Source organism: Collinsella sp. LCP21S3_A9 (assembly GCF_052118785.1).
In the GTDB taxonomy this organism is placed as follows: Bacteria; Actinomycetota; Coriobacteriia; order Coriobacteriales; family Coriobacteriaceae; genus Collinsella.
On sequence record NZ_JBQKGN010000015.1, the window covers coordinates 1 to 24,909 of the forward strand.

The 24,909-nt window shown below is 59.6% G+C and carries 26 protein-coding genes; 24 read left to right on the forward strand and 2 right to left on the reverse strand.

Going from position 1 to position 24,909, the window contains the following annotated elements:
- Positions 1-94: 94 nt before the first annotated feature.
- Complete coding sequence (locus ACTQ05_RS06925; RefSeq protein ID WP_441538542.1) at positions 95-418, reverse strand: hypothetical protein; 324 nt, start codon at positions 416-418, stop codon at positions 95-97.
- 389 nt (positions 419-807) lie between these two features.
- Here ACTQ05_RS06925 and lspA point away from each other — a divergent pair, with 389 nt between their 5' ends.
- The 24 genes from lspA (at position 808) to ACTQ05_RS07045 (ending at position 23,573) form a co-directional block, all read left to right on the forward strand.
- Complete coding sequence (lspA, locus tag ACTQ05_RS06930) at positions 808-1,389, forward strand: signal peptidase II (protein WP_441538544.1); 582 nt, start codon at positions 808-810, stop codon at positions 1,387-1,389.
- Positions 1,389-2,402 (forward strand): RluA family pseudouridine synthase, encoded by a 1,014-nt coding sequence (locus ACTQ05_RS06935; RefSeq protein ID WP_441016312.1) that lies wholly within the window; start codon positions 1,389-1,391, stop codon positions 2,400-2,402. Before lspA ends, ACTQ05_RS06935 begins: the two co-directional genes overlap by 1 nt.
- A gap of 82 nt (positions 2,403-2,484) precedes the next feature.
- Positions 2,485-3,780, forward strand: a complete 1,296-nt coding sequence (locus ACTQ05_RS06940; protein ID WP_154515488.1) for a glycosyltransferase family 2 protein — start codon at positions 2,485-2,487, stop codon at positions 3,778-3,780.
- 78 nt (positions 3,781-3,858) lie between these two features.
- Positions 3,859-4,281: a prepilin peptidase gene (locus ACTQ05_RS06945; protein ID WP_427728148.1), complete on the forward strand. Its 423-nt coding sequence runs from the start codon at positions 3,859-3,861 to the stop codon at positions 4,279-4,281.
- Positions 4,282-4,312: 31 nt separating this feature from the next.
- Positions 4,313-5,560: a deoxyguanosinetriphosphate triphosphohydrolase family protein gene (locus ACTQ05_RS06950; protein WP_441538547.1), complete on the forward strand. Its 1,248-nt coding sequence runs from the start codon at positions 4,313-4,315 to the stop codon at positions 5,558-5,560.
- A gap of 60 nt (positions 5,561-5,620) precedes the next feature.
- Positions 5,621-6,970, forward strand: a complete 1,350-nt coding sequence (locus tag ACTQ05_RS06955) for a replication-associated recombination protein A (protein WP_441538548.1) — start codon at positions 5,621-5,623, stop codon at positions 6,968-6,970.
- 100 nt (positions 6,971-7,070) lie between these two features.
- Positions 7,071-7,661 (forward strand): hypothetical protein, encoded by a 591-nt coding sequence (locus ACTQ05_RS06960; protein ID WP_441538550.1) that lies wholly within the window; start codon positions 7,071-7,073, stop codon positions 7,659-7,661.
- The gene (locus ACTQ05_RS06965; RefSeq protein WP_154515503.1) at positions 7,654-8,031 is read left to right on the forward strand and encodes an ATP-binding protein; all 378 of its coding nucleotides are present in this window, start codon (positions 7,654-7,656) and stop codon (positions 8,029-8,031) included. The genes ACTQ05_RS06960 and ACTQ05_RS06965 overlap by 8 nt, the downstream gene beginning before the upstream one ends.
- A gap of 1 nt (position 8,032) precedes the next feature.
- Positions 8,033-8,824 (forward strand): RNA polymerase sigma factor SigF, encoded by a 792-nt coding sequence (locus ACTQ05_RS06970; protein WP_427717298.1) that lies wholly within the window; start codon positions 8,033-8,035, stop codon positions 8,822-8,824.
- Entirely contained in the window at positions 8,821-10,230 is a 1,410-nt protein-coding gene (locus ACTQ05_RS06975; protein ID WP_441538552.1) for an AI-2E family transporter, read from the forward strand. Before ACTQ05_RS06970 ends, ACTQ05_RS06975 begins: the two co-directional genes overlap by 4 nt.
- 148 nt (positions 10,231-10,378) lie before the next feature.
- A complete protein-coding gene (alaS, locus tag ACTQ05_RS06980; RefSeq protein ID WP_441538554.1) occupies positions 10,379-13,036 on the forward strand; it encodes an alanine--tRNA ligase in 2,658 nt (885 codons plus the stop codon).
- Positions 13,037-13,053: 17 nt separating this feature from the next.
- On the forward strand, positions 13,054-13,482 hold the full coding sequence (gene ruvX / locus ACTQ05_RS06985; RefSeq protein ID WP_035138185.1) for a Holliday junction resolvase RuvX: 429 nt from the start codon (positions 13,054-13,056) through the stop codon (positions 13,480-13,482).
- Positions 13,475-14,908: an endolytic transglycosylase MltG gene (mltG, locus tag ACTQ05_RS06990; protein WP_427793774.1), complete on the forward strand. Its 1,434-nt coding sequence runs from the start codon at positions 13,475-13,477 to the stop codon at positions 14,906-14,908. The genes ruvX and mltG overlap by 8 nt, the downstream gene beginning before the upstream one ends.
- Before the next feature lie 2 nt (positions 14,909-14,910).
- Entirely contained in the window at positions 14,911-15,408 is a 498-nt protein-coding gene (locus tag ACTQ05_RS06995; RefSeq protein WP_117646451.1) for a YqeG family HAD IIIA-type phosphatase, read from the forward strand.
- 8 nt (positions 15,409-15,416) lie between these two features.
- On the forward strand, positions 15,417-15,950 hold the full coding sequence (locus ACTQ05_RS07000; protein WP_154515515.1) for a shikimate kinase: 534 nt from the start codon (positions 15,417-15,419) through the stop codon (positions 15,948-15,950).
- Positions 15,947-17,056 carry a hypothetical protein gene (locus tag ACTQ05_RS07005; protein ID WP_441538556.1) on the forward strand — a complete coding sequence of 370 codons (1,110 nt, stop codon included), beginning with the start codon at positions 15,947-15,949 and terminating at the stop codon, positions 17,054-17,056. The genes ACTQ05_RS07000 and ACTQ05_RS07005 overlap by 4 nt, the downstream gene beginning before the upstream one ends.
- 132 nt (positions 17,057-17,188) lie before the next feature.
- Complete coding sequence (locus ACTQ05_RS07010) at positions 17,189-18,319, forward strand: M24 family metallopeptidase (protein ID WP_441538558.1); 1,131 nt, start codon at positions 17,189-17,191, stop codon at positions 18,317-18,319.
- 159 nt (positions 18,320-18,478) lie between these two features.
- Positions 18,479-19,042, forward strand: coding sequence for an elongation factor P (efp, locus tag ACTQ05_RS07015; protein WP_154515524.1), 564 nt, complete (start codon positions 18,479-18,481; stop codon positions 19,040-19,042).
- A gap of 24 nt (positions 19,043-19,066) precedes the next feature.
- On the forward strand, positions 19,067-19,429 hold the full coding sequence (locus ACTQ05_RS07020; RefSeq protein WP_441538560.1) for an Asp23/Gls24 family envelope stress response protein: 363 nt from the start codon (positions 19,067-19,069) through the stop codon (positions 19,427-19,429).
- A gap of 3 nt (positions 19,430-19,432) precedes the next feature.
- The gene (gene nusB / locus ACTQ05_RS07025) at positions 19,433-20,017 is read left to right on the forward strand and encodes a transcription antitermination factor NusB (RefSeq protein WP_441538562.1); all 585 of its coding nucleotides are present in this window, start codon (positions 19,433-19,435) and stop codon (positions 20,015-20,017) included.
- A 2-nt stretch (positions 20,018-20,019) separates the two neighbouring features.
- Positions 20,020-20,286 (forward strand): exodeoxyribonuclease VII small subunit, encoded by a 267-nt coding sequence (locus ACTQ05_RS07030; RefSeq protein WP_390397661.1) that lies wholly within the window; start codon positions 20,020-20,022, stop codon positions 20,284-20,286.
- A gap of 8 nt (positions 20,287-20,294) precedes the next feature.
- A complete protein-coding gene (locus ACTQ05_RS07035; RefSeq protein ID WP_441538578.1) occupies positions 20,295-21,098 on the forward strand; it encodes a TlyA family RNA methyltransferase in 804 nt (267 codons plus the stop codon).
- Positions 21,095-21,955, forward strand: coding sequence for an NAD(+)/NADH kinase (locus tag ACTQ05_RS07040; protein WP_441538564.1), 861 nt, complete (start codon positions 21,095-21,097; stop codon positions 21,953-21,955). The genes ACTQ05_RS07035 and ACTQ05_RS07040 overlap by 4 nt, the downstream gene beginning before the upstream one ends.
- A complete protein-coding gene (locus ACTQ05_RS07045) occupies positions 21,945-23,573 on the forward strand; it encodes a DNA repair protein RecN (RefSeq protein WP_441538565.1) in 1,629 nt (542 codons plus the stop codon). The genes ACTQ05_RS07040 and ACTQ05_RS07045 overlap by 11 nt, the downstream gene beginning before the upstream one ends.
- A gap of 220 nt (positions 23,574-23,793) precedes the next feature.
- Here the strand turns inward: ACTQ05_RS07045 and ACTQ05_RS07050 are convergent, their stop codons facing one another.
- A complete protein-coding gene (locus ACTQ05_RS07050) occupies positions 23,794-24,651 on the reverse strand; it encodes a MurR/RpiR family transcriptional regulator (protein ID WP_427717331.1) in 858 nt (285 codons plus the stop codon).
- Positions 24,652-24,909: the final 258 nt, after the last annotated feature.

Here is a 24,909-nt window from a genome sequence, read left to right on the forward strand (position 1 = left end):
ACCTTCGTTGGCGCGGTTGGGCAAAATGCGTTGGCGCTGTTGGCACATCTATCTTGGTGCTATTGGATTTTTACGTTGGTGTAACTGGCCCTTTTTATATTGGCATTAACATGGCGGCGTCGTTCCTGTCGTTCTTGGAGGCCGAGTCGGCGGCCGACCTGGGGATCTTCGAGACCGCGGCGACGACGCACTCGACGCCGAGCCCGGCGAGCTCCCTTTGCGGGGCGAAGCCGAGGTAGCCGCTCTCGTAGGCCGCGAGCGACGGCCCGGGGAACCCATCCATCCACCCGGCGATCTCGCCCCAGGGGTTGCCGGGGAACCTCCTCGTCACGGCCTCGCCGGTGTCCGCGTCGAGGGCGCAGACGGTGGTCGACCTCAGGTGGACGTCCATCCCGAACGCGGTAGAATACTTTGGCATGGGAGCCTCCCAACCTCGTTGCGGCGCGGCTGCGCCTATGGCACTTCAACATCATTGTCGCAGCCCCGACCCGCGGTCACGAGCGGGGGCTCCTATCTTTTTAGTGCCCTCGGATTGGGTCATAGTGTCTGTCAGTAGTCTTTTTGGGACGGGGCTTTTTTAGCTGCCCTACCTCAAATAAGGACTTAATCTTCGAAAGCGCTGGACTGGGTAGCTAAAAAAGCCCCGTCCCAAAAAGACTACCCGGTGAAGGGACAAGGGGACAGCCCCTTTGTCGCATTGGTGGATATGTCGTGCGTTCTGCGTATGGCAATATAAGATGGTTATTTGCGTTAAATGGAATTCGATTATTTTGAGGGTAGGGGATTTCTTTGGGTCGTGGTGCGGATATGACGCCGCCTTTGCGTTGGCGGTTGCGTGTTGCTGGTGGGGTGGCGCTCTTTGTGTTGCTTGTTGACCAGCTGACCAAGCTTGCGGTTCGTGCCGTGGGCGATACCCTGCATATGACTGTTATCCCCGGCGTGATCGATTTTGTGTTTGTCCGCAATATCGGAGCTGCCTTTAGCATGGGCGAGGGCCATGGCATAGCGTTTGCCGTGCTGGCGCTTGGGGCCATTGCCGCCATTGCCGTGTACTTGCTCCGTGCTCCTCAGCTCGCTCGCCTAGAGGTCGTGGGTATGGCCATGGTTGCGGGCGGCGCCATCGGCAACGCGATCGATCGCCTGGCCATGGGCTTTGTGACTGATTTTATTGCCACTACCTTCATTGATTTCCCCGTCTTTAACGTGGCCGATATCGGCATTACCGCCGGTGTCGTGCTGGCGCTCATCGGATACATGTTCTTGAGTCCCGCCGCTCGCGAGGTCGATGCGACCGCCGAGCTCAACGCCCGTGACGAGGCCCGCGCCAAACGTAAAGCTAAGCAGCGTGGGGAGCATGCCCGCAAGATTCGCGAAAGGAATGAGCGCTAATGGCCGACATCCATATTCTCGTTGCCGACGATTGCGCCGGTCAACGTCTCGACGCCTATCTGGGCGCCAACGATGGCTGTCCCACGCGCTCTGCCTGCGCGCATCTGATCGAGGGAGGCGCCGTTGCCGTCAACGGCGAGACCTGCCTATCTAAAAAGTATGCCGTACGCTCCGGTGACCGCATCTCGGTCGACCTGCCCGAGCCGCATGACCCGACCGACGTGATCCCCGAGGCCATCCCGCTCGACATTCGCTATGAGGACGACTATCTCATGGTGCTCTCCAAGCAGCGCGGCCTGGTGTGCCATCCTGCGCATGGTCATGAGAGCGGTACGCTTGCGAATGCCCTGGTCTATCACTGCGGTATCGACCATCTGGGTACCGTGCAGGGCGAGGACCGCCCCGGCATCGTGCATCGTCTGGATCGCGATACCTCGGGCCTTATGCTCGCGGCTAAAGACGACGACACCCAGCGTGCGCTCCAAAATCTCATCCGCACGCGTACCCTCGACCGTCGCTACATTACGCTCGTTCACGGGCACATCGCCATGGACGAGGGCACTATCAATACTGGTATCGCTCGCTCCACGCGCGACCGCGTGAAGATGGCGGTTTCCGATGACCCCTTTGCGCGCCAGGCCATCACGACCTTTAAGGTCCTTGAGCGCTTTGATTCCACGCGCTTCGACGACGGCTACACGCTTGTCGAGTGTCACCTGTTTACCGGCCGCACGCATCAGATTCGCGTTCACATGCGCCATATCAACCATGCCTGCGTGGGCGATCCACTCTATGGTAAGTGCGATGCTCGTGCCGATCAGGGTCTGACCAGGCAGTTCCTGCATTCCTGGCGTGTGGCGTTCGATCATCCCGTGACGGGGGAGCACATCGAGTGCCGTGACGAGCTGCCATGGGATCTTGCGGCGGTTCTGGATGATTTGGCCCCGCGTTCGCTCGGCCGCACTGCCGCTGGCAACGAAATCGTCCCTCAGCTCGGTCTGCTCGAGGCCTAGCCAGTATTAGGTGGTTTCTTGAACTCCGTAAGCCTGCGGTAAGATATACGGTTGTTTACGTCACGCGTTCCTGGGAGCCTGCATGCTCGCCTTTTTACAAACCAACACACCCATCGTGATCTTCAACCAGATTGTCGTCACGCTGCTTACGGTCTGCTTTCTGTACCAGGTGGTCTTCTTTGTCATCGGCGCTCTTCGTGGTGAGGTCGCACCTCCCAAGGCCAAGAAGCTCCATCGTTATGCCTTTTTTATCGCGGCGCATAACGAGGAGGCCGTGATCGCCAACCTCGTGCGCTCCATTAAGGACCAAGATTATCCGTCCGAGCTTATCGAGGTCTTCGTGGTCGCCGATGCCTGCACCGACAACACGGCGCAGCTCGCGCGCGAGGCGGGCGCCGTCGTCTATGAGCGCAATGACTTGGCCCGTAAAGGCAAGAGCTGGGTCATGGACTATGGCTTCGACCGCATCCTTAACGAGTATCCCGATACGTTTGAAGGCTACTTTATCTTCGATGCCGATAACGTTATCGCCCGCGATTACGTGTCCAAGATGAACGATGCTTTTGACCAGGGCTTCCATGTTGTTACGAGCTATCGCAATTCCAAGAACTTTGGCAGCTCGTGGATCTCGGCAGCTAATGCCACGTGGTACCTGCGCGAGGCGCGCTTTCTCAACAACGCGCGCAACATCTGTAAGACGTCTTGCGCCGTTTCGGGTTCGGGCTACCTCATCTCCGCCAGCGTTATCGAGGGTATGCACGGCTGGCAGTTCCACACGCTGACCGAGGATATTCAGTTCACCACGTTCTGTGCCATTCACGGCATTCGCATTGGCTATGCGCCGGCGGAGTTCTTTGACGAACAGCCCGTGACGTTTAAGGCATCCTGGAAACAGCGTATGCGTTGGACCAAGGGCTTCTACCAGGTGTTCTTTACGTACGGTAAGCACCTGGTCAAATCGACCTTCCGCTATCATCGCTTTGCCGCCTACGACATGTTTATGACGATCGCACCGGGCATGCTGCTCTCTCTGATCTCGATGCTCGCTAATGCGACGTTCCTCATCGTGGGCGGCCTTTCGCACGGTTTCTTGGCTACCGAAGTCGAGATGCAGGCGTGTGCCGCTTCTCTCATTATGACCTTCGCTATGATGTATCAGACTTTCTTTATCCTGGCGCTGCTCACGACTATCTTTGAATACAAGCATATTCACTGCGCGCAAAAGTGGCGTCTGGTAACCAACCTGTTTACCTTCCCGATCTTTATGTTCAGCTATATCCCCATTACGGTGGCAGCGCTGTTCTTGAAGGTCGACTGGGTGCCGACGCAGCACGCCGTAAGCGTTACCCTCGACGAGGTCATGCAGGGCGCCAAATAACCACCATCAAAACCACCACAAAGGGGATAGAACCTTTGCGGTGGTTTTTACGTTTGAGCGCTCAGTTGAGGGGTTTCGATGTTCTATATCCCGTTTTGGATTTGCATCTTTGCCGGCGCGGCGATTGATGTCCGCGAGCGGCGGTTTCCCAATGAGCTTGCCGGCGCGTGTGCGGTGGCGGCGTTTGCAGGCGTCTGGCTCGACAAGGGTGTTAACATGGCGCTTGACCACGCCGGTCTTGCGGTCATCGTCTACCTTGCCCTTGTGCTTACTGAGTCACTCTGGCGTCGCCTTCGCCATGCCCCTGGCGTTGGCATGGGGGATGCCAAGGCGCTCTTTGCCCTTTGCACCTTCGATCCCCTGGGCGGCGTCGTCGCGTTTGCGGTTGCGCTCCTGACCCTTGCCGCTGCCTGTCTCATCGTAAAATCGCGCTCGCTGCCTTTGCTGCCGTTTTTGGTGCCAATATTTGCCATAATCGAGTTCGTGGGTAGTACGCTGTAACCGTTTGCGCGCCCTTTTTAAGGAGCATGCCATGGCAATCAATCAACAGACAGCCGCCATCAAGGCGCGCCTGGATCGCATTCCCGCGGCGTTGTCGCCCGAGCTGGTCGAGCGCATTGCCGCCGACCGCGCCGCGGGTGTCGTTAATCCCTATCGATGCGGTGACGACCAGGCCATCCGCCGTGTCGATCGGGCCGCAGACGAGGGCACGCTTATGCGTCCGGCCTTTATGCGCGATATCGAAAAGATTCTGCATCTGCCAGCATACACACGTTATGCAGGCAAAACGCAGGTCTTCAGTTTTCGCAGCAACGACGATCTGTCGCGCCGCGGCCTGCACGTGCAGCTTGTCTCGCGCATCGCTCGCGATATCGGGCGTGCTCTGGGCCTCAACTGCGATCTGATCGAGGCGATTGGCTTAGGCCACGACTTGGGCCACACGCCCTTTGGCCATGCCGGTGAGCGTTTCCTCAACGACATCTATCATGAGCGCACGGGGCGTTATTTTTTCCATAATGTGCAGTCGGTCCGCGTGCTCGACGCGCTGTACGGCCGCAACGTGTCGCTCCAGACGCTCGATGGCGTACTGTGCCACAACGGCGAGTACGAACAGCGTGTTTTTGAGCTTTCGGACATGGGTTCCTTTGACCAGTTCGACCGAACCGTCGAGGAATGCATTGCCACGGGTTATAGCGCAATTGAGCACCTGCGCCCCATGACGCTCGAGGGCTGCGTGGTTCGCATCTCGGATATCCTTGCCTACGTTGGGCGCGATCGCCAAGACGCCATTGCGGCGGGCCTGCTGTCACCCGACGACTTTGACGATGACCTGGGCGGTGCATACAACAGCTGGATCCTTACGCATGCCTCTATCGATATCGTCGAGCACAGCTATGGCAAGCCGCGCATCGAGATGAGCGAGGACCTGTTTGAGGAAATCCGCCGGGCCAAGCGCGAGAACTACGAGAAGATCTATAGCAAGGGCGGCATAGAAGGCGACTCCGAAGCGGAGCTGCGCGAGGCCTTCGAGAAGCTCTATGACCGTTGCCTGCGGGATATAAACGAAGGCGACGAGTCCTCGTATATCTTTAAGCACCACATTTCTCGCATTGAGCAGCAGCTTTCCTACTACGATCGCACCTATGCATGGCAGGACGATAAGGACCAGACGGTCGTGGATTACATTGCGAGCATGACGGACGGTTATTTCTGCGAGCTCACGAGCAAGCTGTTCCCGGGATTGATGTTTCCGCACCGTACCTATATTAACGAACGGTAGTTCGTATATATTCGGTATACTGTTCATGGAAAACGTTTTTGATTGATGCACGGGATGGCTATGGACGACCTTTTTTCTGCTTCGACGCGTGAGCGTTCCTTTCAGAATGCGCCGCTTGCGGTGCGCATGCGGCCCAATTCGCTCGACGAGTACGTGGGCCAGCAAAAGGCCGTCGGTAAGGGCTCGTGGTTGCGTGCCGCGATTGAGCATGACGTGCTGTCGAGTGTGATTCTGTATGGGCCGGCCGGTACGGGCAAGACGACGCTGGCCCACATTATCGCCAACCATACCAAGAGCGAGTTTGTCGAGGTCAGCGCCGTGACGGGCACTGTGAAGGACCTGCGCCGCGTGATTGACGAGGCCAAGACGCGCCTGAATACGTACGACCGTCGCACCATTCTTTTCATCGACGAGATTCACCGCTTCTCCAAGTCGCAGCAGGATGCCCTGCTGCATGCGGTTGAGAACCGTACCGTCGTTATGATTGGCGCCACGACGGAGAATCCGTACTTCGAGGTCAACTCGGCGTTGCTCTCGCGCGGTCGCGTGGTGGAACTTGAACATTTAAAGGACGAGGATATCGCCACGCTTATCGAGCGTGCGCTCGAGGCGCCGCAGGGTTTGAACGGCAAGTTCTCGGCCGATGAGGATACGGTTAAGACCATCTGCACGCTGGCTGCGGGTGACGCTCGCTCGGCACTCACGACGCTCGAGCTTGCGAGCGAGATTGCCGTCACGCGTCCCGATACCGAGGGAACGCCAGCGCCGGCGGCGGGGGAGCGTTATCCCATTACCGTGGATGACGTAAAGATTGCCAATCCGCGCCGTGGTTTTTCGTATGACAAAAACGGCGACATGCACTACGACATCATCAGCGCGTTTATTAAGTCTATGCGCGGCAGCGACCCCGATGCCACGATCTATTGGCTCGCGCGCATGATCGATGCGGGGGAGGACCCTAAGTTTATCGCTCGCCGTATTATGATTCAGGCTTCTGAGGATGTTGGCAACGCCGACCCGCAGGCGCTATTGGTGGCCCATGCCGCGTTTAAGTCTGCCGAGGTCATCGGTTATCCCGAGTGTCGCATTAATCTGGCTCAGGCTGCACTCTATGTGTGCTTGGCGCCAAAATCCAACGCGTGTGAGGCCTCGATTGATGCGGCGTTGGCCGATATTCATTCAAGTGGGCTGCGCGAGGTGCCGAGCTATCTACGCGATCGTCATCGCCCGGGCAGCGACGAATACGGTGTGTATAAGTATCCGCATGATTATCCCGAAGGCTGGGTCGATCAACGCTATTTGCCCGAGGGGCTGGAGCGCGGTGCGTTTTGGCAGCCTGCCGGCCGCGGCTGGGAAGAGTGGCGTGTAGAGCAAAGCGAGCGCGACCGTAGCGGGAATGCACCGAAGTAGCTGCTGGTAATTTTGTCTCACGTTGCTGCTTTTGGCATGTTCGGTCCCCTTTGGGGTACCATGAACAGCGTCTGTATTTCGATTCCTTCGGGAGGCTTGTATGAGTCCCATCCAAATCGCCCTGCTGCTGCTCGCCGTTGCCGGCGTGTGGGCTGTCATCGAGCTCGCGCTCACGCTGCGAAAGACCCGCACTGTCGTTGATTCGCTCGACAAGACGGTGAGCGACCTTAACAACACCATCGCCGAGGCTCAGCCCGTGGTAGCAAAGCTCGATGGCGCCGTCGATGAGCTCACCCCCGCGCTGGCGCAGGTTGAGCCGCTCCTCAAGTCGAGCAAGACCGCCGTCGACGCCCTTACCTCCAATCTCGTAGAGGTCGAAGCCGTGGTTCGCGACATTTCCGAGGTTACGGGCAGCATGGCCGAGGCCAGCAATGCCGTGTCGAGTGTGACCGACTCTGCGGCCGGTGCCGTTCAGAAACTCTTTAACAAGGTGAAGGCTCCCGCGGTCGAGGCCGAGCGCAATCTTTCCGCTGCCGCCGAAGCCGAGCAGCCGACCGAGCGTGTCCTGATTGGCGAAACCGGGGACGATGCCGCTGCTGGTGACGATGATGCACAGAAGCCTGCTGCTAAAGTAGCCCGGTATTACACCTACACGCCCGCCGAGACCTCTGAGGAGTCCTGCGATGAGTAGTGAAGCAACTTGCTCTATCACGCTGACTGTTGCCGGGGATCCGCGTCTGGCACGCTTGGTGCGCATGACGGCGGCTAATGTCGGCGCGCTGTGTTCCATGTCCGTCGATCGCATCGAGGACATTCGTATGGCTGCCGAGGAGGCCTTCATCTTTGGCTGCACGGCCGTTGATTCTGACGTTATCTCGATCAAATTCGATGTCGATGAGTCTCACGTGGGCATGACCTTCACCTTTGGCGACCAGGCGACTGTCGATGAGGATGACCAGGCCGCCGTATATGCCGAGCTCATTCTGGCAAGCGTGTGCGATTCCTACGAAAAGACTGCGGCGCCTCTGACGCTTTCCCTCGATCTCAAGGCGGATATCTAATATGACCGAACGTTCCCGGAGCGGTAAGACCGCTTGGGACAAGGAGAAAACCCGCGAGCTGTTTCGTCGCTACAAAGAGACCGGTGATCCGGACGCCCGCGAGCAGCTCGTCATGTCCCATATGAACCTGGTAAGGTTTCTTGCCAACAAATTTAAGAATCGCGGCGAGCCGCTCGACGACCTCATGCAGGTCGGCTATCTGGGTTTGCTCAAGGCTATCGACCGCTTTGACCCCGAGCGCGGACTTGAGTTCACCACGTTTGCCACGCCCACCATCTTGGGTGAGATCAAGCGTCACTTCCGCGACAAGGGTTGGAGTGTGCGCGTTCCGCGTCGCCTACAGGAGCTCTCTGCCAAGGTTAACCAGGCCACCGACAAGCTCACTAACGAGCTGCAGCGCTCGCCTAAGGTGGAGGAAATCGCTGAGTACCTAGACGTGACCGTTGACGAGGTGCTGGAGGCCATGGAATCGTCCTCGGCCTATACCTCGGTGCCCATCGAGGCCCCCGGTGCGTCCGATTCTGACGACGCGCCTTCAATTCTCGACCGCTACGCCGACGACGACAACGAGCTCGACTTCACCGATGACCGCCTGGTGATTGAGGAGGCCATCCGCGATTTCTCGCCGCGCGAGCGCGAGGTTATCGAGCTGCGTTTCGTAAAGGGCATGACCCAGATCGAGATCGCCAAGAAGCTGGGCATCTCGCAGGTGCAGGTCTCGCGCCTGCTGCGCCGTACCCTTAAGAAGGTTCAGGACAAGATCGACCCCGACGGAGTGATGGTTCGTTCATGAGTGAACACCCCCAACAAACCGATCGCGCGCTGCGCGATACCCGTATTCTGACGCTTCGCATTTGGGCCGTCGTCGGCTGCATTGTCATCGCCGCCGTCATCTTTAACCTTATGGGTATCTTGGCGCCGGTTATCGAGTTTCTAGCTGTCGGTTCCATCATCGCTTTTGTGATGTCGCCGATTACTAACTGGCTCGAGCATCACGGCGTCAACCGTGGCATTGGTTCGCTTATCGCGCTGATCGTGGTCGTTGCTGTGCTCGTCGGTGTCGTTTGCATCTTGTCGCCGATTCTCTTTGGTCAGATTATGGAAGTCCTGAGTCGCCTGCCTGAGCAGCTTCGTGTTGCGGGCGGTGATCTCAACGAGATGGTCTCGCATGCCAAGACGCTCAACAACACGCCGCTCAAAGAGTATCTGGACGATAATCTTTCTTCGCTGGTTACCGTGGCGTCCAAGTATGTATCTCAGATTGCCGCCGAGCTTGGTCGCGGTGTATTCCCGTTCATTACCAATACGGCCTCGCAGCTGTTCGTCATCTTCCTGGGTCTGGTGCTTGCCTATTGGCTGGCCTGCGACTATCCCCGTATGCACCACGAGGTCTGCACCATCATCGGGCAGGAAAAGGAGACCTCGTACCGCTTTATGGTTGCGATTCTTTCGCGCTCGGTTGGCGGTTATATGCGCGGCATGGTCGTGACGTCCATCTGCGGTGGCATCCTGGCCTTTATCGGCTTTACGCTCATTGGCCATCCCTACGCGGCACTCATGGCCATCTTTACGGGCATTATGCACTTGGTCCCGGTTGTCGGCCCCTGGGTGAGCGCGGCGATCGCCACGGTGCTCGGTTTTATGTTCAGCCCGATGCTGGCTTTGTGGACTTTGGTCGTGACCATGGTGGCGCAAAATGTCACTGACAACGTCATTTCGCCTAAAGTCATGCAAAGCTCGGTCCAGGTGCATCCCATCATGAGCCTGACGGCACTCGTTATCGGTTCGGCGCTTATGGGCGCCATCGGCATGGTTATCGCCATTCCGCTGTGCGCGGCCCTCAAGGGCATTTTCGTCTACTACTTTGAGAACGAGACCGGCCATCAGCTCGTGGCATACGACGGCGCCGTGTTTAAGGGCACGCCGTATCGCGATACTGAGGGTAACCCGGTCGCCGCCTACGATGCGCTTGGAGACGATACATTCATCTATGAGTCCGAGCTCATCGGTAACGAGACTGCGCCCGAGGCGCAGGCCATGCCCAAACCCGAGCTCGATAACCCCTGGATCAAGCTCTCGGGCCTTCAGCCCGATGCTACGGGCTTTTTCAAGAATCCCTTCGCCAAAGACGACGATTCCAACTCGGACGACGATACCAATACCGGCATCGACGGCTCCATGGACGATGATGAGCAGTAAGTCATTTCAAGTTCAAGTTCATAGGCAATAACGTGCAAATTCGCTGGAGGGTCGCTGTTTGGCGACCCTCTTTTTTGCACAGGCGCGGTGGGATGGTAATATCGTTACGTTTGAACTGTTTCGATGTGAAACCGAGGAGATTCCCTCTATGAGTGCTGACTACCCGTCAATGACTACGGCTGAGATTCGCTCCAAGTTCCTCAACTTCTTTGAGGAGCGCGGTCTTAAGCTCTATCCTTCTTCGTCCCTCGTCCCCGACGATCCTTCGCTGCTGCTTGCCAACGCCGGCATGAACCAGTTTAAGGAGTATTACCAGGGCAAGAAGACCATGAAGGAGATCGGCGCTATCTCCTGCCAGAAGTGCGTCCGCACCAACGACATCGACTGCATCGGCGAGGATGGCCGTCACCTGTCCTTCTTTGAGATGCTCGGCGACTTCTCCTTTGGCGGCGTCTCCAAGCAGCAGGCCTGCGCTTGGGCCTTTGAGCTCATCACCAAGGAGTTCAAGCTGCCGCTCGACCGCCTGTACTTCACCGTCTTTACCGAGGACGACGAGACTCACGACGTGTGGCGCTCTCTGGGCGTTGCCGAGGATCACATCTCGCGTCTGGGCGAGGACGACAACTTCTGGGCCGCCGGCCCCACCGGCCCCTGCGGTCCGTGCTCCGAGATCTACTTTGACATGGGCGAGGAGGTCGGCTGCGGCAGCCCCGACTGCAAGCCCGGCTGCGACTGCGACCGCTTCCTGGAGTTCTGGAACCTCGTCTTTACCCAGTACGACCGCCAAGAGGACGGCTCCATGCCGGAGCTGCCGCACCGCAACCTCGATACGGGCATGGGCCTGGAGCGCATGGCCGCTATCATGCAGCACAAGACCGCCAACTACGACGGCGATCTGATGCAGCACCTCATCAAGCTTGGCGAGGAGATCAGCGGCAAGACCTATGACGCCGACGATTACTCCGGTGCCAGCCGCTCGCTGCGTATCATCGCCGATCACTCCCGTGCCGTCGACTTCATGATCTCGGACGGCATCCTGCCCGGTAACGAGGGCCGCGAGTACGTCCTTCGCCGCCTGCTCCGCCGCGCCGTGTTCCACGGTCGCCTGCTGGGTATCGAGGGCGCCTTCCTAACCAAGTTCATCGACGAGGTCAACGCTCAGATGGGCGAGGCCTATCCCGAGCTGCTCAAGAACGTCGCGCTCGTCAAGGGTATCGTCGCCTCCGAGGAGGAGCGCTTCTCCACGACGCTCGACAACGGCCGCGTTTACCTGGACGAGGCCCTGGCCGCGCTCGCCGACGGCGCTGTCCTTCCGGGCGATGTTGCCTTTAAGCTGCATGACACCTTTGGTTTCCCCATCGACCTGACCGTCGAGATCGCCGGCACCGCTGGCCACGACGTCGACATGGACGGCTTTACCGCCTGCATGGAGGACCAGAAGGCCCGCGCCCGCGCCAATGCCAAGGGCGACGCCTGGGGCAGCTTCAACGACGTGTGGGTTGAGCTTTCCGACAAAGTTGCCGCGACCGAGTTCGACGGCTATGACAACGATGTGATCGAGGGTGCCAAGGTTGTTGCCATCGTGCGCAACGGCGAGTCCGTCGAGTCCGCTGCCGCCGGCGAGGACGTCGAGGTCGTGCTCGACCGCACTCCGTTCTATGCCGAGATGGGTGGCCAGCAGGGCGACGCCGGTAAGCTATCCGCCGAGGGCGTTACGCTGACGGTTTCCGATACCAAGAACCACAACGGCCTGTATGCCCACGTCGCCCACGTTGCCGAGGGCACGCTGACCGTCGGCGCTACCGTGACCGCCGCGCTCGACGCCGAGCGCCGTGGCTTCCTGCGCCGCAACCACACCGCCACGCACCTGCTCGACGCCGCCCTTAAGCAGGTCCTGGGCGAGCATGTCTCCCAGGCCGGCTCGCTGGTGACGCCCGAGCACCTGCGCTTTGACTTCACGCACTTTGAGGCCCTGTCTTCCGAGCAGCTCAAGGCTGTCGAGGACCTGGTCAACCAGCAGATCTTCGCTTCCAAGCCGGTCGTTACCCGCGTCATGGGCATCGATGAGGCCAAGGCCGCCGGCGCTGTCGCCCTCTTTGGCGAGAAGTACGGCGACGTTGTCCGCGTTGTCTCCGTGGGCGCCGAGGACCAGCCGTTCTCCCGTGAGCTTTGCGGTGGCACCCATGCCGCCAACACCGCCGAGATCGGTCTGTTCAAGATCATTTCCGAGTCCTCCACGGGCTCCAACGTCCGCCGTATCGAGGCCGTGACCTCTAAGGGTGCCCTCGACTACATGGCCGACCGCCTGGCACTCGTTGACGCCGCTGCCGCTGCGCTCAAGTGCCGCGTCGACGAGGTTCCCGCTCGTGTGGAGAACCTGCAGGCCGAGCTGCGCGAGACGTCCAATAAGCTCAAGAAGGCCCTGACCGGTGGCTCCTCCGACGCTATCTCCAGCGCCATCGAGGGCGCCGTCGAGCTTGATGGCTACAAGCTCGTCGTCGCTGAGCTCCAGGGTCTCGAGGCCGCCGACCTGCGCAACGTTTGGGATACCGTGCACCAGAAGGTCGCCGGCCCTGTCGCCTGCGTCGTCGCCAGCGTGACCGAGAAGGGCACCCCGGCGCTGCTCGCCGCCGGCTCCGATGACGCCGTCAAGGCCGGTTTCCACGCCGGCAACGTGATCAAGCAGATCGCGGGCCTGGTCGACGGTCGCGGTGGCGGCCGTCCCAACATGGCCCAGGCCGGTGGCAAGAACGCCGCCGGTATCGCCGATGCCCTCGCGGCCGCTAAGACCGCGCTGGGCGCCTAAGAACCGAAGTAGTCGCTGTGGTCGCGCTCGCACTGGACATAGGGGAGACCAGGATTGGCATTGCCGTCTCGAGCCGTGATGGCAAGATGGCGATGCCTGTCAAGGTACTCCCGGCCGCCGAGGTCACCGGTATGGCCAAGACGTTCCGTTACCTGGTCGAGGACTATGAGCCCGACATCCTGGTAAGCGGACGTCCCTTGACCATGGCCGGCGAGCCCGGCCCTCAAGCCGAGCGCGTTGCCGCCGTGGCACAAAAGATCGCCGACGAGCTTGATCTTCCGCTCGAGTTTGAGGATGAGCGTCTGTCCTCGCAAGAGGCAAAGCGTATCTTGCGCGAGCAGGGCCTCAACGAAAAGCAGATGAGGGGCAAGATTGACATGATTGCCGCCAGCCTGTTTTTGCAGACGTGGCTCGATCGTAAAAACGAGGAGGTTTCGCATGCCTAGCGCTTCCGATCCGCGCCAGCCGAATCGTACACGTCAGCCCGAGTCGCGCCCTGCCCAGCCTGGCCAGCGTCCGGCACAGCCGACGCAGCGCGCAGCTCAGCCTGGCGCGCGCCCGGTGCAGTCCTTCGCTCGTTCGGCCCAACCTGCTCAAAGGACGGGTCAGCAGCCTTCTGCTCGTTCGGTTCAGCATCCGGCTTCTCGCGCGGCTCAGCAGCCCACTGCTCGTACGGCCCAGCCTGCAGGCGGTACCCGCTTTAAGCAGCAGGCACCTGTCCGGCGAACGCAGGCTACCCAATCTCATTCGCATCATGCTCGCGGTTTGCATGGCGTTGCTCCGGCGACCCGCTCGAGCTACGACACGCGTGCTCGACGCGGTGCTCAAAAGAAGAGTTCTCCGGTTCCCATGATCATCGGCGTTGTGGTGGCGGTGCTCGCGCTTGCTGTGATCGCTTTCTTTGTCGTGCCGGCCGTCAAGGGCTTCTTTGCCGGTGAGGATACGAAGGTTACGGCTGGTCAGCAGGTTACGGTGACCATTCCCGACGGTGCTTCGGGCGACACCATCGCCTCGATCCTCTCCGAGAACCATATCGTCGAAAATCCCAAGGATTACTATGCGGCGGTCAAAAAGCTCAATGCCGATATGTCCCTCAAGCCTGGTACCTATTCGTTCACCACATTCATGGATGCGACCAAGGTTGTTCAGCAGCTCATGGAAGGCCCCAATGCGGGCTCCAATGCGCTTACTATTCCCGAGGGTCTAACGGTCGATCAAGTCGCCGACCGTGTGGCCCAGGCCTACGACAGCATCTCTAAGGAGGACTTCCTCAACCAGGCCAAGGCCTCCAACTACGTGGACGACTATAGCTTCCTTAAGGGCGCCGCCAACGATTCGCTCGAGGGTTTTCTGTTCCCCAAGACCTATTCGCTGGGCAAGGACCCGAGCGCCGATGACGTTATCCGCGCCATGCTCGATCAGTTCAACACCGAGTACAAGTCTCTCGATTTTGCCGGGTGCGAGGCCAAGATCAAAGAGCGTTACGGCGTGGAGATGTCCGATTACGACATCATCAATCTCGCTTCCATCGTTGAGCGCGAGGGTCTCAACGCCGAGCAGCGCGCACATGTCGCCTCGGTCTTCTACAACCGCCTTGCCGGCAAGCTCGACGGTCTGCGTTATCTCAACAGCGATGCGACCATGATGTATGTCACCGGTGGCGAGGTTTCCGCCGACGACCTGCAGAGCGATAGTCCGTACAACACCTATAAGCACGAGGGTCTGCCACCCACGCCCATCTGCTCCCCGTCGCTCGAGGCACTCAAGGCCACGCTTGAGCCGACCGACTCCGATGACCTGTATTTCTACATAACGCAGGACGAGGAGTACTTCTCGCAAACCTACGAAGAGCACCAACAGTCTTGGAATTAAACATGAGGATTTTCAGCCCCAAACGATATGTTGCATCCGTCGACCGCATCGACCTTGATACCCTGTGGGCCGACGGCAAACGCGCCATTCTGCTCGATCGCGATAACACCCTGGTGCCGCGCGACACCGAGCAGGTTCCCGCCGCGGTTTCCGCTTGGCTCGACGCCGCCCGCGCCAAAGGCTTTAAGCTGTGCATGGTGTCTAACAACTGGCATCGCGACCAGGTCATGAGCTCGGCACGCGAGCTGGGACTCGAGGCCATTAGCCACGCCATGAAGCCGGCTCCGTTTGCCCTCAAGGCGGGTCTTAAGCGCCTCGGCGCCACGGCCGACGAGGCGGTGCTGATCGGTGATCAGCTCTACACGGACGTGTGGAGCGGCAATTTCGCCGGCGTCGATACCATCCTGGTAAAGCCGCAGGCCACTCAGGACCTGTGGTATACGCAGATCTTCCGTATCTTTGAGCGCCGGGCCCTGCGCGACCTTCCCTGCGAGGAATAGGTCTCGCTATGTCCCAGCACACCAAACACGGCTGCGACCATATCTTCTTTATCGGCTTTTTGGGCGCGGGCAAATCGACGCTTGCGCGCAACGTGGGCACTATGTTCAAACGTCGCTTTATCGATACCGACCGCCTTGTCGTGCGTCGTTGCGGTAAATCGGTGACCGAGATTTTTGAGACCGAGGGCGAGGAGCGTTTTCGCGAGCTCGAGACCTCGGCGCTCCGTTCGCTCCAAAGCGAGCGCAGCCTGCTGGTTTCTTGCGGCGGAGGTATCGTCGAGACTCCGGTGAATATTGAGCTTATGCACCAGATGGGTATCTGTGTGTATCTCGAAGGTGACTTTGAGGATTCGATTCGCCAGATTCGTCGGTCCGACACGCGTCCCGATTTCCGTTCGCCCGAGCATGCCGCGCGCCTGTTTGAGCATCGCCGTCCGCTATATCGCCAGGCCGCCGATATTACTCTTGATATTCGCAACAAGTCCTTCGAGGACGTTTCCTACCTTTGTGCCGAGATGCTTTTGGAGCGTGGGCTGCTATGATTCGCCGTCAACTGATCAATTTCCAAAACCGCAGTGTCGATGTCCGCGTCGGATTGGGCGCGTTCGAGGAGCTGTCGCGCATGTTTGCCTCGGCTGTGGGCAAGCCTAAGCGCGCGTTGGTGGTTTGGAACGGCGCCACGTCAGAGCGTTTTGGCGAGGTCGTCGAGCATGCGCTGGTTGATGCCGGTTTTGTCGTGTCGCAGCTCCCACTCGAGGTTTCGCCTGCTGGTGCCACGCTGGCCGATGCCGATACCATCTTTGGTGCCCTATCTGCCAACGGAATTACCTGTGACGATCTGGTCGTCGCCGTTGGTGATGCCGCAACCTGCTCGGTTGTTAGCTGGTGTGCTAATCAGTGGTGCGGTCGCACCGAGTGCGCCTTGCTGCCGACAACGTTCGACGCCATGCTCACGGTCGCGACGACCATGAAGCCGCTCGTCGCCTCGTCGTCGAATGCGCTTCCCGCTATCGCGTTCCGTCCCGAATCGGGCTTGGTCGTGTGTGACCTCGACCTTGTTCGCGAGGCGGACTCCGAGGATCTCAAGCTCGGCTATGTGGTGCTTGTTGGCACCATGCTTTCGAGCAGCAAGTCCCGCTGGAATCAGTTTACCGAGACTGTTCCCGAGATTCTTTCCGGCGAGGAGGTCGCGCTCGTCAATGCTGTGCAGTGGTCCCAGACCGCGCGCAAAGACGTGCTCATGGCCACGAACCCCAGTGCTCGCCATGCACTCGATTTTGGTAAGACAGGGGAGCGCACCCTTCGCGCCTGCCTGGGCGAGGCCGCGGATAACGTTCCCGCATACCAGCTCCTTTCCGAGGGCATGCGCTTTGAGGCGCGCTTAGCACATGATGCCTGCGACTTCGATATCGACAATGTGTTTGATCTCGACGATTGCCTGGAGGACTTTGGCATCGAAGAGCTTGCCTTCGACTTGGAGCCCACCGCGTTTATCGAGGAGTTCCGCAAGCAGCAGTTTGCCCGCTCAAACCGCAGCATGCTGCCGCTGCCCGCGGCGCTCGGCGCCATTCGCCTGACAAATGTCGAGGACGAGATTCTCGAACGCCATGCGCAGGCGTATCTGGCTTCTCGCAAGGAACTTTTTTAACTTTATTGACATCCATCGTCTTTCGTATCATTTTGAGGGACGGGTTTTCAATCGGTTGCGAATCGCTTGTGGTTCGGCTATTCGTTTGAAGCCCGTCCTGCTCTTTTTGAGGACAATAAGAAAGGAATCTGAATGTCTGAGTTTGCTGCCGGTCCTGCCGGTCGTATCGAGCGTGTCCGTGCCCTGATGGTCGAGCGCGGCTACGATGCTATCGTCGTGCGCGATGAGGCCAACCTCCGTTGGCTCACGGGTGTGAAGGGCGTCTTCGATTACACCTTCGAGTTTCCGCACGCCGCATTTATTACGGCCGATCAATGCCTGTTCCATACCGACTCGCGCTATCTCAACAGCTTTGAGGAGAACACGCCCGCCGGCAGCCCCTGGGTCTACGACATGGACGAGGGCACCATCCCCGGTTGGGTTGCCGACAAGATCGCGGCCAACAAGTGTCGCGTCTGCGCCGTCGAGGATGACATGCAGATTAACTTTTACCAGGGTATTCAGCGTGGTCTTGAGGATCGCTCCGTCGCCTGCATGCTGCCGCTGATGCATGACGACATTCGTAAGATGCGCGCCATCAAGGATGCCGAGGAGATCGAGCTCATGCGACACGCGCAGTCGATCACCGATGCCGCCTTCCAGCACATGCTCGGCTTTATTAAGCCCGGTATGACCGAGAAGCAGGTCCGCAACGAGCTCGAGAACTTTATGTTCGCCAACGGTGCCGACAGCTTGGCCTTTGGCTCCATCGTCGCGAGCGGTCCCAACACCGCCAACCCGCATGCCGTCCCGAGCGACCGTGTCATCGAGAAGGGCGATTTCGTCCTCATGGATTATGGCGCGGGCTACTGCGACTATCGCTCCGATATGACGCGTACCGTCGTGATGGGCGAGTCCACGCAGGAACAGCTCGACCTGTACGAGCTCGTGCGCCGCACCCACGAGGAGTGCGTCGCCGCTATCCATCCGGGCGTCGAGGGTAACGATATCTTCAAGCTTTCCAAGAAGATCATCGGTGATGCCGGTTATGGCGATTACTACAACCATGGCCTGGGCCATGGTGTCGGTATCGACATCCACGAGCTGCCCAACTTCAACCGCAGCAAGAACATCATCGAGGTCGGCTCGGTTGTCACCATGGAGCCCGGCGTCTACCTGCCCGGCGTGGGCGGCGTGCGCTTGGAGGATTACGGTGTTGTCACCGAGAACGGCTATGAGCCCTTCACCAAGACCCCGCACGACTTGCACGTCATCGACTGCTAAGCCATTCAGTTTGATTTTGGAAGCGGGGCGTCCGAAATGATTCGGGCGCCCCGCGTTCTCTTTTTATGCGCTCGCCGCAGGCGCCGCCTGCAAGTGTATAATTTCGCTCGTATGTAATTTGGACGCTTGTGCGTTCTACCCATAACAAGAAAGGTCGCTATGCCTACCATTTCTACCGCCGACTTCAAGAACGGCCTCGGTCTCCGCATTAAGGACAAGGTCTACACCATCGTCGAGTTCCAGCACGTCAAGCCGGGCAAGGGCGGTGCTTTTGTGCGCTACAAGACCCGCGATATCAAGAGCGGTCGTGTCGTCGAGAACACCTGCAACGCCGGTACCAAGTTCGAGAGCGTCATGCTCACCACCCGTGAGTTCCAGTACCTCTACAACGACGGCGCCGACTACATCTTCATGGACAACGAGTCCTACGAGCAGGTTCCCGTTCCCGAGGACATGGTGGGCGAGAACTCCAAGTGGCTGCGCGAGAACGACACCTGCCAGTTGCTCTTCGCCGACGACGAGCTCATGGGCGTGACCCCGCCGATGTTCATCGAGACCACCATCGTCCAGACCGACCCGGGCTTTAAGGGCGACACCGTTCAGGGTTCCACCAAGCCGGCCACCATCGACACCGGTGCTGTCATCCAGGTCCCGATGTACCTCAACGAGGGCGAGGTCATCAAGGTTGACACCCGCGACGGCAAGTTCGTCTCCCGCGTCTAGCAACCAACTCTTCTAGGAGGACTCATGCCCCAGGAAATCAAGATTGACGGCATCGGTATTTCGCCCGATGTTCTGACCGCCATCGTCTCGCGCGCCGTCACGGATGTCGAGGGCATCGCCTCCGTGGGCGTCAAGGACCTTGCCACCAACCTTGTCTCCATGATGCTTTCGTCCAAGGCCCCGGCTTCCGAGCCGCCGGTAGAGGCCGAGGTCATCGGCGACAAGCTCGCACTCGCCGTGCGCGTCGTGGTGTTCTTTGGCTATCCGTTCAAGAAACTCGCCGAGGCCGTTCGCTCCGCCGTGGTCGCAGCTATCGATGCCCAGGTAGGTGTCGAGGTCGAGCGCGTTGACGTTTGCATCGACGGCCTCGTTTTCCCCAAGGAGTAACCTTTGAGCCTTAAGGTTTATCGCGGGCGTACGCTTGCCCGCAGTCAGGCGCTGCAGCTGCTGTTCCAGGCCGAGGCGACGGACAGCCCGCTCGAGCGCGTCCTCGAGGGCGATTTCCTGATCTCGAAGGGTCCCCTCGACCCCTACGCTCTGGAGCTGTGCCGCGGTGCCTACGAGTATATCGACCGTATCGACTGCGCCCTGCGCTCCATCGCCAAGAACTGGGATCTTATGCGCATGCCCGGCGCCGATCGCAATCTGCTGCGTATCGCCGTCTATGAGATGCGCTTCCTCACCGACGAGGAGGTCTCGGACGCCATCGTGATCAACGAGGCTGTAGAGCTTGCCAAGGCCTATGGCACCGACCAGTCCGCGTCGTTTGTCAATGGCGTGCTGGGCAAGATCGCGCGTAGCGAGGAGCTGCCGGGCGAGGACCTGTATCAGGAGCTGCTGGCCGAGGACCGCGCCCGCGAGGAGGCCCAGGCCGCCGAGGCTGCCGCCAAGGTTGCAGCCGCTCAGGCTGCGGCCGGCGTTCTCGACGAGGGTGCCGAGGTCGCCGAGGTCGAGAACGGTACCGTCGAGGAGTAGCCATGCCAGAGGGTTCCGTCCGCAACTTCGACGAGATCTCGAACCGCTTGGACCAGATCATCGCTACCGTTCGCTCCAAGGATACGTCCTTGGAGCGTTCGCTCGATTTGTTTGACGAGGCGATCGAACTTGGCTCCCGTGCGGTCGATATGGTCGACAAGTTTGAGTTGACGCCTCGTGAGGCCGATAAGCTCGAGCAGGAATACGATGAGGATGCGGCAAACGAATCCCAGGATAGCCAGGCCGCGTCTCCGGATACGAATGGTTGATGGCATTCATGAAACGCGTGCGTCTCGATGACGAACTGATTTCACAGGGCATCTGCGCCGACCGCGCGGATGCCCTTCGCACTCTTATGGCCGGCTTGGTCTCGAGTGGCGGCGAGCGTTTGACCTCGCCGGGCCTTAAGGTGACGCCCGGTCTGCCCCTGCACGTGAAGGGCCGTATTCCCTACGTGGGGCGCGGCGGGCTCAAGCTCGAGGGCGCGCTCGATGCGTTTGGGATCGATCCCATGGGCCTTGCTTGCCTCGATGTGGGCTGCTCCACGGGCGGCTTTACCGATTGCCTGCTCAAGCGTGGCGCCGCAACGGTCGTTTCGGTCGATGTGGGTCGCGCTCAGTTTGATTGGTCGCTGCGCCAAGACGAGCGCGTGAGGCTCCATGAGCGCACCAACGTGACACAACTGCCCGAGCTTGGCTACGGCGGCGCTATCGACTTGGCTGTCTGCGATGTGTCGTTTACGAGTATCGCGCATATCATCGACGCCGTGTTGGCGTGCCTGAAGCCTTTGGGTTCGTTCTGCACGCTCGTAAAGCCGCAGTTTGAGGCGCCGGCTGCGCTGGTGGGCGAGGGCGGTATCGTGACCGACCCCTCCGTCCGCCGCGATACGCTTGTGGCGGCGATTGAGCTCTTTGCCGCCAAGGGCCTGTTTCCGCTCGACGTGTGCGTGTCGCCCATCCATGGCGCCAAGGGCAACGTCGAGTTTTTCCTGTACGGCACGAGGTTTGCCTCTGGCGAGCGTGCCGACGATGAGCTGCAATCACAGGTAACGGCTTTGAGCGAGAAAGCTGCAACGCTATGAAGGTCTTTCTGGTTCCCAATTACTACAAGCAAGAGGCTGTCGAGAGCGGCCTGATGCTCGAGCTTTGGCTTTCGCGCCAAGGCTACGAGGTCGCATGGGCTGCCGATCAGCGTTCCAAGATCCAGCGTGCGCCCGATGTTGACGATGCCGACCTGGTCATTACGCTCGGCGGCGACGGCACGCTGCTGCGTGCCGCCCGCATTCTCAACTACCGCGAGATCCCCATTCTGGGCCTTTCCTATGGTCATTTGGGTTTTTTGACGGCTGCGAGCCCCGAGGATCGCGATATTTTGCGGGTCGTGAGCGATGCCCTTTCCGGTGAGCTCCATGTGAGTCGCCGCGCCACCCTCGCCGCGGATATCGTTTCGGTGCGCGAAGATGGCACGAAGGATGTCGTGCGCACGTTTGCCCTTAACGATATGGCGCTTACGCGCGGGCCCCTGTCCGATATGGTTGAGTTCGACATCACGGTGTCTGGCCATCATATCGACCGCCTGCGCGGTGACGGCGTCGTCGTTTCGACAGCGACCGGTTCCACCGGCTACGCGCTTTCCGCAGGCGGCCCCATCGTCAGTCCCGATTACACGGGCATGGTTTGCGTGCCCATCGCCCCACATACCATTCAGGCTCGCGCCTTTTTGACCTCGCCAAGCGATGTCGTCGAGATCTTTATGTCCGATGACCGCCCGAGCGTGCCTGCGATCGCCATCGATGGACAGTTTATTACCTGCGATGGCACGGTCGAGAGCGTGGCCGTGCGTCGCGGTCCCGGCGATGTTCTGCTGCTGGATTACGGCCCCGAGAGCTTCTATAACTCGGTGAGCCGCGTGTTCTACGGAGTGCGTCATGATCGATGAGCTGCAGGTTTCCAACATTGCCCTCATTCGCGAGGCGACGTTGGTTCCGAGCGCGGGCTTAACGGTTCTGACCGGCGAGACCGGCGCCGGTAAGACTGCGTTGCTCTCGGCACTTAAGCTCATTCTGGGCGAGCGCGCGGATTCGTCGACGGTGCGCGAGGGCGAGACGCTTGCCAACGTCGAGGCGCGCCTGTTTGACGGCCCGCACGACACGGAGGGCTTCACCGTGCAGCGCAGCCTTTCTGCCGAGGGCCGTAGCCGCGTAAAAATTGACGGCCGCATCGCCAGCGTGCGTGAGCTTTCGGAGCGCGTCGGCGTGATGATGGATCTTTGCGGCCAGCACGAGCACCAGCGCCTGCTCGACCCTGCGCATCATGTTGCCATGGTCGATGCATGGGCGGGGCGCCCGGCGCTCGAGGCGCTCGATCGCTATCGTGCTTGCCTTAAGGCATCTCGCGCGGCTGCCAAAGAGGTCCGTCGCGTCGAAGAGGCCTCGCGTGCGCAGGGGAGTCGTGTCGAGGAAGCGCGCTTCGCTCTGGAGCGCATCGCCGAGGTCGACCCCAAGCCGGGTGAGTATGAGGAGCTCGAGGAACTGCTGCCACGCTCCGAGCATGCCGAGGTGCTGGTGGCAACGGCCAACGATGCCCATGCGTCGCTTGCTGCCGAAGGGGGAGCACTCGATGCCGTGAACAGTGCCGTCGCGGAGCTTTCGCGCATGGCTACTGTCGATCGCAAGCTGGGTGTTATCGCCGATGCGCTTTCGGATGCCTGCATCTCGCTCGAGGATTGTGCCAACGAGCTGCGCGCCTATCGCGATGGGGTTGCCTTCGATCCGCGCGAGTTGGCTCGTATGCGCGAGCGGTATTCCGATCTTAAGGGACTTTTGCGTCAGTGGGGTCCCACCATGGACGACGTGTTTGCCATGCGCGATAGCTCGCGAGAGCTGTTGTCGCTGGTAGACGATGGTGATGAGCGGATTAAGAAGGCGCGCGAAGCGCTTGGCGCGGCAGAGCGCGAACTGTTCGCCGCCGCCAAGGCACTTAAGCGTGCACGCAATACGGCAGCCCCGCACTTTTGCCACGCGGTTGGCCGTCAGATGGCGCGCCTGGAGATGGGCGGCGCCGAGCTCGTTTGGGACTCGCGCGATCTTCCGCGCGCCGAGTGGACGCCGGCGGGTCCTTCGAGCTACGAGCTTTTGTATCGTAGCGGTGCCGGATTGACGCCGCGCCCCCTGCGCCGCATTGCTTCCGGTGGCGAGCTGAGCCGTGTCATGTTGGCGAGCAAGGTTGTTTTGGGTAACGCGGACGGCGTGGATACGTTGGTGTTCGACGAGGTCGATGCCGGTGTTGGCGGCTCTACTGCACGCGCCCTTGCGAGCGTTCTGGCAGATCTTGCCGCAACGCATCAGGTGATTGTCGTAACGCACCTGGCGCAGGTCGCCGTCATGGCCGACAAACATTACGTGGTGAGCAAAGAGCCCGGCGACGTTCCCCAAACCCATCTGGATGAGGTGACCGGGGACGCCCGTACCGCAGAGATCGCCCGTATGCTGAGCGGCGATCAATCGGAGGCAAGCTTGGCGCACGCTAAGCAGCTGCTCGAGGAAGCGCGTGCTTAGGCCGAGCCGTTACATGTATGTTCGACCCGGCCGCCACGAAACCGGCCCATCTACTACGTTTAATAGGCTATCGGCAACCACGCCTTGAATTGCAAATAGAAAACCGCAGGTAGAACGCCTGCGGTATTTCTATTTTCGGTATGTGGTTGGGCCATACTGATAAAACGTAGTAGATGGGCCGGTTTCGTGGCGAGTGGCGTTTGTCGGCTCGCCAAAATTTCTATTCCACGACCTTATCCGGCTGGATAAGCTCCTCGTAGTAGCTAATGTGCTCTCGGGCGTCCTCGATTTCGGGCAGCAGGAAGTTGTAGATAACCTCGATGATCATCGTGGCGCTGATCTTGGAGAACGCAAAGTCGCCCGTGGTGAGCAGCGCCTCGTGGTTCACGGTATTAAAGGTGTAGTCGGCTAGGCGAGCAAGCGGAGACTTGCTGTCGCTGCTGATGACGACTACGGTGGCACCACAGCCTCGAGCCGCTTTTGCCATGCGATTCAGTCGACGCGACTTGCCAGAGTTCGAGATCAGCACGATAACGTCGCCGGGGCGCAACGTGAGCGCAAAGCCGATTGATGTCTCGCTGATGGTGCTTGACATACAGCGAAGGCCCAGTTGCGAAAACTTAAACGTCGCGTCAAGCGCAACGGCGTTGGTATTACCTACGGCTGCAAACTCGATAGCCCCTGCGTTCTTAAACGCGTGCACGACGGCTGCCAGTGTATCGTGATCAATGCCATCGATGGTCGCATTGAGTTCACTGACCTTTGCGGCGAGGATGTTTTTGAGGCTCTGCTCCATATTATCGAGCGAGACCTCGTCTGTCAGGCCCTCGTTGCGCTGGCTCTCCAGGTCGCGCGCCAGCGAAAACTGAAAGCTGCGAAAGCTTCCAAAGCCCAGCTTGCGGCAGAAGCGCGAGACGGTGGCCTCGGAGGTTGCGGCGGCGCGCGAGAGTTGCGCGGCTGTTAGGAGCGGTGCCTCGGACTGGTGCTCTAGGATATAGTCGACAATGCGTTGCTCGGACTCGCTGTATCCCTTGTGCGTGCTAATAAGGGAGAGTGCGCTCTTGCTGCTATAGGACATGGATGACTCCTGGTTGGCATTAAAACCTGTCTTGTTGTGTGCCGCTCTAGTATACGGGGATTTCAATTACAAGATACACCTTGCTGTTTCAATAGTTGATGGTAAACTTTCATCGACCGTTTACGGTTGTGAAAGAACCTTTCACCGGAGAAATAGGCTGGATTGCTTCTCATATAAGCGGTGGCTTGGTATCTTTCAGGAGTGGAAAAACGCGCACCGTAGCGCGTGTAGGGGAGCGCCCGCGGGCGCAGTACTCAA

Excerpts from the sequence above, each read along its gene's own strand:
- ACTQ05_RS06925 (WP_441538542.1), bottom strand. The coding sequence starts at position 418 with ATGCCAAAGTATTCTACCGCGTTCGGGATGGACGTCCACCTGAGGTCG.
- lspA (WP_441538544.1), top strand. The coding sequence starts at position 808 with ATGACGCCGCCTTTGCGTTGGCGGTTGCGTGTTGCTGGTGGGGTGGCG.
- ACTQ05_RS06935 (WP_441016312.1), top strand. The coding sequence starts at position 1,389 with ATGGCCGACATCCATATTCTCGTTGCCGACGATTGCGCCGGTCAACGT.
- ACTQ05_RS06940 (WP_154515488.1), top strand. The coding sequence starts at position 2,485 with ATGCTCGCCTTTTTACAAACCAACACACCCATCGTGATCTTCAACCAG.
- ACTQ05_RS06945 (WP_427728148.1), top strand. The coding sequence starts at position 3,859 with ATGTTCTATATCCCGTTTTGGATTTGCATCTTTGCCGGCGCGGCGATT.
- ACTQ05_RS06950 (WP_441538547.1), top strand. The coding sequence starts at position 4,313 with ATGGCAATCAATCAACAGACAGCCGCCATCAAGGCGCGCCTGGATCGC.
- ACTQ05_RS06955 (WP_441538548.1), top strand. The coding sequence starts at position 5,621 with ATGGACGACCTTTTTTCTGCTTCGACGCGTGAGCGTTCCTTTCAGAAT.
- ACTQ05_RS06960 (WP_441538550.1), top strand. The coding sequence starts at position 7,071 with ATGAGTCCCATCCAAATCGCCCTGCTGCTGCTCGCCGTTGCCGGCGTG.
- ACTQ05_RS06965 (WP_154515503.1), top strand. The coding sequence starts at position 7,654 with ATGAGTAGTGAAGCAACTTGCTCTATCACGCTGACTGTTGCCGGGGAT.
- ACTQ05_RS06970 (WP_427717298.1), top strand. The coding sequence starts at position 8,033 with ATGACCGAACGTTCCCGGAGCGGTAAGACCGCTTGGGACAAGGAGAAA.
- ACTQ05_RS06975 (WP_441538552.1), top strand. The coding sequence starts at position 8,821 with ATGAGTGAACACCCCCAACAAACCGATCGCGCGCTGCGCGATACCCGT.
- alaS (WP_441538554.1), top strand. The coding sequence starts at position 10,379 with ATGAGTGCTGACTACCCGTCAATGACTACGGCTGAGATTCGCTCCAAG.
- mltG (WP_427793774.1), top strand. The coding sequence starts at position 13,475 with ATGCCTAGCGCTTCCGATCCGCGCCAGCCGAATCGTACACGTCAGCCC.
- ACTQ05_RS06995 (WP_117646451.1), top strand. The coding sequence starts at position 14,911 with ATGAGGATTTTCAGCCCCAAACGATATGTTGCATCCGTCGACCGCATC.
- ACTQ05_RS07000 (WP_154515515.1), top strand. The coding sequence starts at position 15,417 with ATGTCCCAGCACACCAAACACGGCTGCGACCATATCTTCTTTATCGGC.
- ACTQ05_RS07005 (WP_441538556.1), top strand. The coding sequence starts at position 15,947 with ATGATTCGCCGTCAACTGATCAATTTCCAAAACCGCAGTGTCGATGTC.
- ACTQ05_RS07010 (WP_441538558.1), top strand. The coding sequence starts at position 17,189 with ATGTCTGAGTTTGCTGCCGGTCCTGCCGGTCGTATCGAGCGTGTCCGT.
- efp (WP_154515524.1), top strand. The coding sequence starts at position 18,479 with ATGCCTACCATTTCTACCGCCGACTTCAAGAACGGCCTCGGTCTCCGC.
- ACTQ05_RS07020 (WP_441538560.1), top strand. The coding sequence starts at position 19,067 with ATGCCCCAGGAAATCAAGATTGACGGCATCGGTATTTCGCCCGATGTT.
- ACTQ05_RS07030 (WP_390397661.1), top strand. The coding sequence starts at position 20,020 with ATGCCAGAGGGTTCCGTCCGCAACTTCGACGAGATCTCGAACCGCTTG.
- ACTQ05_RS07035 (WP_441538578.1), top strand. The coding sequence starts at position 20,295 with ATGAAACGCGTGCGTCTCGATGACGAACTGATTTCACAGGGCATCTGC.
- ACTQ05_RS07040 (WP_441538564.1), top strand. The coding sequence starts at position 21,095 with ATGAAGGTCTTTCTGGTTCCCAATTACTACAAGCAAGAGGCTGTCGAG.
- ACTQ05_RS07045 (WP_441538565.1), top strand. The coding sequence starts at position 21,945 with ATGATCGATGAGCTGCAGGTTTCCAACATTGCCCTCATTCGCGAGGCG.
- ACTQ05_RS07050 (WP_427717331.1), bottom strand. The coding sequence starts at position 24,651 with ATGTCCTATAGCAGCAAGAGCGCACTCTCCCTTATTAGCACGCACAAG.